A 6590-nucleotide genomic window follows, 5' to 3' on the forward strand; every position below is an offset into this window, starting at 1 on the left:
ATAAACCTCCTATAATTTAATTTCTTCATTTTTTATTCTCTTAGCTAAATTCTTAATTTTTTCTTCAATAATTTTAGCAGTTTTAATAAATTCTTCATCGGACTTTCCAGTTGGATCCTCTAATCCCCAATCCTCTATATGTTTTCCTGGTAAAATAGGACATACAACATTACAACCCATTTTAATAACTATATCTACTTCAGGTATATCTCCTAGCAGTTTTGATTTCTGAGTCTCATTCATATTAATGTTATATAGCTCATTTATTATTCTAACTGCATCTTGATTTATTGTAGGTCTTAGCTGGGTCCCTGCAGAATAACTTTCAAAAACCTCTCCTTCATATAACTTTCCTAAGGCCTCTGCCATTTGAGATCTACAAGAATTGTGAACACATATAAATGCCACCTTTGGTTTCATATTAACTCCCCCATTCTTAACTGGTTAGTGTAAAGTTTTTTACACTTTTTATTTTATAAATATCTATATATAACATGGATTTATTTACATTTACACTTTTCTTTTTCTTTACAAATACACTCCTCTGTATCTGTTGTAACATTTGTTAAAAATAAAATTAATTTATTACAATTAGTACTATTTAAAGAATAATGACTCCATAGTCCATCCTTTCTACTATCAACAAGACCACAATCCATCAATACCTTCATATGATGGGAAAGAGTTGGTTGTGTAAAATCAAAATGTTCTAGAATATCACATGCACATCTTTCACCACAGGATAATATGTCTACTATTTTTAACCTATTTGGATCAGATAATGCCTTTATAATTTTTGCATTTTCTTCATAATTCATTTCAAAGCCTCCTTATATAGATAACCATCTATATAAATAATATAGATCATTATCTATATAGTGTCAATACACTTTATTTAATTTTTCTCCCTGTGCTACATTTATTTTTACCTATGTAGAGTAATATATTTATATAACTAAAAATAAGTAACTAAATTTAATATCTAGTTACTTATTCTAAAACTTTTACTATATAGTTTTTTTTATTAACTCTACTATTTGTTTTGTAGATAAAACCTGTCCCATGGCCTTTGGCTTACCATTTATCATGAGGGTAGGAGTAGTCATAACTCCTAATGAAATAATATCTACTAAAGATTCAACCTTAGTCACATCAGCTTCTATCCCTAGCTCCTTTAAAGCTTCCAAAGTGTTATCATAAAGTTTAGTGCATTTAGAGCACCCTTCTCCTAAAACCTTAAATTCCATATGAACTCCTCCTAAAATTTAAAACTTTAATTTTTAAGTTCCATTTTTTCTCCTACAATTTCATTCCAATTATTAATTATAGGCTTTATTATATTAGGTCCTATTTTAGATATAAACACTAGTTGTGAAACTTCCTTTGGTTCACATGGCTTATAATCTATATTTTTTCCTACCACATCTATTTGTTGCCATCCATCATTTAAATTAAAGAAACCTTTTATTCTATAGCTATCCTTCTTAATAGAATTTAAGAATTCTTCCATTTTATTTTTGCTTACAACACTACTAAAATTCATAGTTAGGCTTTTTGGCTTGTTTTCCACAGTATTTGTAGACTCTTCTCCTTCAGCCCACTGATTTACTAATAGATCCTTATCTAAAAAGTCCTTACTAAATTCTCCAAAGGAACAAGTTTCTATATCACACTTTGGATTTACCTGTCTAACTTCTTTAATTACGTTCTTTAGCTCTTCCTCTTCAATTAAATCTACTTTATTTATAATAGCCATATGACAATGCTTTAATTGACGATTAACTGTTTCTAAATCTTCTAATTGCTCTCTAAAGTTTATTCCATCGATTAAGCATAATACTCCCTTTAAATCATAAGTTGCTTCAGGTGATAAAACCTTTACACCTTCAAGTATTTCTTCTATATTTGATGGATCTGCTAGTCCTGAACTCTCTACAAAGACATACTCTAAATCCTGTTTACTCATTTCAGCTAAAGCTTGAGCAAATGATATTTTTAAACATGAGCAGAAGATAGATCCCCTATTAATCTCTACCATCTCAATATTATCTCTTTTAAGTATAGTTCCATCTATGCCTAGCTTCCCAAATTCATTTTGTATAACTCCAACCTTACTGCTCTTTAACACATCTAATAGCCTTAAAAGCACCGTAGTTTTACCTGAACCTAAAAATCCAGTTAATACATATAAATTAATTTTTTTCTCCATGATTTGCCCTCCTGTAAATTAATAATACAAAGAAATATCCTTAGATTTTTTAGTTTTTAGAGTTTAAAAAACTTCTCAATTCAGTAATTCTCTCTGAATTTAATGTATATTTCATCCAAGAGCCATCCTTATTACCAAGAACCAATCCACTATCTGTTAAAATCTTCATATGATAAGATAAGGTAGGTTGAGTAATATTAAAATTCTCAAGAATTTTACATGCACACAATTCCTCTGATTCTGTAAGCATATTAATAATTTTTAGTCTCGTCTCATCTGCCAATGCTTTAAACATTTGAACATATTCTGCATAATCATATTTCATTAAATTCTATCTCCTAATCTTTTATTTATAGATATTTTATACCCCTATTATATCTCTCATATAGATATTTGTCTATATGACTTTGACTTTTAACTTATTCCTCTTATAAAAAATTATTGTATTTTTATAGTATTTTATGACTATTTTTGTAAAATTTGTTTCATTTTTTACCATTTCCATTTATAATTGAAACATAAGAAACATAATATATATTCTTAAATAGGAGTGATTGCTATGTATAATAATCTTTTCAATAAAACACACCTAAATCAAGAAACTATAGATGTATTAATCCCTATTTTAAATGAATTTGATGATTGTATATGGATAAAAAATATAAATGGAGAATATCTAGCAGTTAATAACGCATTATGTAATCTTCTAGGGGAGGATAAAAATACTTTATTGCATAGTAACGGTCTTGATATCTTCGACTACTCTAGTTTTAAATTTGTCATTAAAGATGATTTAAATGTTATTAATAAAAAGAAAAAAAGTATTATGAATGAATATTTATATATAAAAGGTAGAGAAGTTATTTTACAAACTCACAAAATTCCCATTATAAATTCGGACAATAGCTGTTACTCCTTTTTAGCCATTGGACAAGTTATTAATACAGATGAACTATACTACAACAATTTTATTATAGACAATAAATATAAAACACTATGCAATCTAATTACTGAGAGTGAAGAAAAGCGTGAACAAGTTTCTTATGAAGAAGTTCATGAATATCTTATGGATATATATGAAACCCTAGACATAAATGGTACAAGCCTTTGGATCTATGATGATTTTAAAAAGATGTTAATAAAGCAAATGTCACTAGGCATTAATGAAAACATATCTGGCAATGATACCTTTTCTATAAGTGATTTCTATAAAGACGAATTAATAAATATTTCTAAGAAAATAAACTCACCCACACCTTTAAAAAACTGTGAAAATTTTTACTGTAATAATGGTTTTTGTCAAAGCTATAAGTACTTTCTTAAAGATAATTATATAATTGTTATACCTATAGTCTATAATAACTCCAGACTTATAGGTGTTTTAAATTTATATTATAATGAGTCATTTGACACAGAATCTAATGCTAAATATATTGTAAGGACTTCTAAGCGATTAGCCTTATTACTAAAAAATATATATTTATCTACCCAATTGACATATCAGTTGCAAAAAAAGATTAAACTTGAAAATGAATTGAGTAGGTTTCTTAATATAGCAGTTGATTTATATGCGATTATTGATACTAATGGATATATTAAAAAAATAAGTTCTAATATACCTTTCATATTGGGCTGGGACTTTAATGATTTTAAAAAAATTCCTATTCAGACACTAATAAAATCAACAAATAATAGTATAAATTTTAAAGATATTTTGCATACCTATAACAAAAAATTTTATGGTGGAATATGTGAAGTAAAATGTAAAAACAATTCCTTCAAATTAATTGAATGGTATTATTATCACCAACAAGAAACACAGGAAATATTTATTACAGGTAAAGATGTAACTAGCTTTTCAAAACTAGAAGAAAAAGTTGCCTCTTTAGAAGAAAAAGTAGAATGCGAGAAATTTAAAACAGATTTCCTAGCAAATATCTCCCACGAATTTAAAACTCCTTTAAATATAATATTAGCAAGCATTCAGTTAGAGCTTAATGGTTATAATAGTGTAAATGATAATAATAGTATTTACTATAATCGTCTTAACATGATAAAACAAAACTCATATAGACTTCTTAGATTAGTTGATAACCTAATTGATGTAACCCAAGTTGATAGCAACAATATAAAGCTATACAAAGAAAATGTTAATGCTATTTCATATTTTGAAGATGTGGTGGACTCAGTTTCTCAATATATAAAGAAAATGAGTAAAAATATAATATTTGATACTAATGAAGAAGAAGTATTTCTGGATTGTGATCCTGAAAAAATTCAAAAAGTAATTTTAAATTTAATTTCTAACTCCATAAAATACACAGAAGTTAATGGCAACATATGGATTACACTAACAACTAACTGGGACGAGGATAGACTATATATTTCTGTAAAGGATGATGGTGTAGGTATACCAAAGGATAGTTATGATATTATATTTGAAAGATTTAAACAGGTGGATAATTTATTCATAAGAAGAGCTGAAGGAAGTGGAATTGGATTACCCTTAGCAAAATCCTTTATTGAACTTCATAGTGGAGAAATATGGGTAAATAAGACTATAGACAAAGGTTCAGAGTTTATCTTTTACTTACCTATAATTTCTGAAAAAGATAGTAAAGTTAATTATTTTTATAATAAAGTTATAGACTCTAGAGGTGAGAGACTTAAGATTGAATTTTCAGACATATATTCCCATCCTAATTAAAGTAGTTTACAAAGAACAAAACAAAATGGAATCCCTTATAATAAGGAATTCCATTTTTTATTTATATTATTAAGCTACAATTTCATTATCATTTTCTTCTTTTATAAAATCCTCAGCAGATAATCCTTTAGATATTGGTTTACTTTCATCTAATGGCTTCATTGCAAATCCTGTATATCCGTAGAATGCAGATATAATAGGATTAATTAATCCCAAGAAGTGGAATGGTGCATAAGCAAAAGCACTTACTCCTAAAGTAGTAAAGTATACTGCCCCACAAGTTGACCAAGGCACTAGCCCTGAAGTTAAAGTTCCTGCATCTTCAAGTACTCTTGAAAGATTTTTAGGATGTAAATTCAACTTTTCATATACTGGTTTATACATTTGACCTGGTATAACTATTGCCATGTATTGATCAGCAGCCATAAAGTTCATAGCGATACAACTTATAATATTTGATAGAACAATACTTCCTCTGCTGTGACAGAAAGTAAGAATTTTAGCTATTATAGTATCTAAACAACCTATTTGCTTTACAAGTCCACCAAAACATAATGCACACATAACTAAAGAAATAGTTTCCATCATTCCAAGCATACCGCCTCTATTAAGGAGTGAATCAACCATTGCATTTCCTGAGCTTATCTCAAAGCCATAGAATAGTGACTGTACAATGCCTGAAATAGTCTGTCCTTGTCCTAGTGCAAATAAAACTCCTATAATAGTACCTCCTAACATTCCTGGTATTGCTGGAACTTTAAATATAATCATTAAAACTACTGAAAGTGGTGCTATAAATATTATTGGACTAATATTGAAGCTCCCTTGTAATGTTTCTAAAATAGCATTTATTTGACTAGTATCAGCAACTGCTGTATCTCTGAATCCTAAGCCTATTATAGCAAATAGAATTACAGCAATTATAAAGCTTGGTATTGTTGTATACAGCATATGTCTTATATGATCAAACACATTTACTCCCGCTACACCTGCTGACAAATTTGTACTATCTGAAAGTGGTGACAGCTTATCTCCAAAAGAAGCGCCTGTAACAACTGCCCCTGCAACAATTGCAGAAGGTATTCCAAGACCAGCACCTATACCCATTGCTGCTGTTCCCATAGTTCCTGCTGTAGTCCATGCACTTCCTGTTGAAACAGAAACGATAGCACATATTATTGGAAGCAAGAATAAAAACATGGTTGGTGTAAATAATTTAAGTCCATAAAATATCATTCCTGGAACTACTCCACCCGCAATCCAAGATCCTACTAAACAACCAACTATCATAATAATAAAGTTAGCTTGCATAGCCATGGAGTTTGTCTTTATCATTGACTCCTCCATATCTTCCCAGCTATGACCTAAAAATTTCCCTATAATGGCAGTAATAGCACAACATATAACTAATGGTATCTGTGGTGCTGAATCAAATACTAGTACACCTAATAGCATAAAGCAAATTAAGCACACAAATGGTATCACTGCTATTAGCAGCGATGGTTTTTTAATTTCTTTCCCCTTATTCATAAATTAGTCCCCCTTGTTAATTAAATATTTATCTTTAAGTATTTTCTTATAAAAAAATACTTATAAGCGTGAATTAAATAATTTATCTATAGTTATTTTATAACCCTTTACATGTAATAAATAGTAAAATATATAATTATATTT

General features: G+C 28.6%; 7 protein-coding genes. 1 reads left to right on the forward strand and 6 read right to left on the reverse strand.

Annotated elements, in window-relative coordinates; translation table 11 throughout:
* Window positions 1-9: 9 nt before the first annotated feature.
* The 5 genes from IO99_RS10470 to IO99_RS10490 form a co-directional block, all read right to left on the reverse strand.
* Window positions 10-420, reverse strand: coding sequence for an arsenate reductase ArsC (locus tag IO99_RS10470; RefSeq protein ID WP_035133154.1), 411 nt, complete (start codon window positions 418-420; stop codon window positions 10-12).
* Window positions 421-500: 80 nt separating this feature from the next.
* Window positions 501-818 (reverse strand): ArsR/SmtB family transcription factor, encoded by a 318-nt coding sequence (locus tag IO99_RS10475; protein ID WP_035133156.1) that lies wholly within the window; start codon window positions 816-818, stop codon window positions 501-503.
* A 189-nt stretch (window positions 819-1007) separates the two neighbouring features.
* On the reverse strand, window positions 1008-1247 hold the full coding sequence (locus IO99_RS10480; RefSeq protein ID WP_035133158.1) for a thioredoxin family protein: 240 nt from the start codon (window positions 1245-1247) through the stop codon (window positions 1008-1010).
* A 26-nt stretch (window positions 1248-1273) separates the two neighbouring features.
* Entirely contained in the window at window positions 1274-2209 is a 936-nt protein-coding gene (locus IO99_RS10485) for a CobW family GTP-binding protein (RefSeq protein WP_035133160.1), read from the reverse strand.
* Window positions 2210-2258: 49 nt separating this feature from the next.
* Window positions 2259-2534, reverse strand: a complete 276-nt coding sequence (locus IO99_RS10490; RefSeq protein ID WP_035133162.1) for an ArsR/SmtB family transcription factor — start codon at window positions 2532-2534, stop codon at window positions 2259-2261.
* 234 nt (window positions 2535-2768) lie between these two features.
* Between IO99_RS10490 and IO99_RS18410 the strand changes: the two genes are divergently transcribed.
* The gene (locus IO99_RS18410; protein WP_051824048.1) at window positions 2769-4916 is read left to right on the forward strand and encodes a sensor histidine kinase; all 2148 of its coding nucleotides are present in this window, start codon (window positions 2769-2771) and stop codon (window positions 4914-4916) included.
* Window positions 4917-4985: 69 nt separating this feature from the next.
* On the opposite strand, the gene nhaC is transcribed toward IO99_RS18410, so the two are convergent.
* On the reverse strand, window positions 4986-6446 hold the full coding sequence (gene nhaC, locus IO99_RS10500) for a Na+/H+ antiporter NhaC (RefSeq protein ID WP_035133164.1): 1461 nt from the start codon (window positions 6444-6446) through the stop codon (window positions 4986-4988).
* Window positions 6447-6590: the final 144 nt, after the last annotated feature.

The organism is Clostridium sulfidigenes (genome assembly GCF_000732635.1).
Classification (GTDB): Bacteria; Bacillota; Clostridia; order Clostridiales; family Clostridiaceae; genus Clostridium_J; species Clostridium_J sulfidigenes.